Below are 615 nucleotides of genomic sequence, written 5' to 3' on the forward strand. Positions count from 1 at the left end.
CTGCCGAGCGGACGCCACGACCTGACGCTGGTCACCACCGACGTGAACGGCGTGAAGAACAGCGACGCGGTGAGGGTGGTGGTCACGACAGACAAGACCCTGCTGGTGGATACCTTCAACGACGGCGACTTCGCCGGCTGGAGCGATGCCAACCAGAACGACGAGACCCCGCTGGAAGAGCTCATCGCCGTCGGCAGCCCGGCGGACTTCGGCATTGCCGATCTGCCCGGCGGGACGGCCACGGTGGTCGGCTTCCCCCGCTCGACCGATACGCAGGGCTATCTGGTGAAGCCGGACTTCGCGCCTGACGGCGGCGGCGCATTCACGCAATACAGCCTTGTCTTCGATGTCTATTTCCCGAATCAGGAAGGCAGCTATGCCGCCTTCCTGCAGACGAATATCGCCAACACCGACGACGGCGAAGCCTTCCGCAACGCCAGCGGCGGCATCGGCATCTCCGGCAACTATCAGGGCAACCTGACCCTCGATGCCTGGCACCGCGTCGCCTTCACCTTCGAGGACCAGGGCGGCTCGCTGACCCTGCGCAAGTACATCGACGGCGTGAAGGTCGGCGAGCAGTCGGTGGATCCCGCGCGCTTCTCCATCGTTCCGGAG

1 protein-coding gene is annotated in these 615 nt (G+C 65.2%); it reads left to right on the top strand.

Annotated elements, in window-relative coordinates; translation table 11 throughout:
- On the top strand, positions 1-615 hold a 615-nt coding region (locus tag ACKGJN_RS16495; RefSeq protein WP_409540661.1), incomplete at both ends, for a hypothetical protein.

Source organism: Gillisia xinjiangensis (assembly GCF_046298265.1).
Taxonomy (GTDB): Bacteria; Bacteroidota; Bacteroidia; order Flavobacteriales; family Flavobacteriaceae; genus Gillisia; species Gillisia xinjiangensis.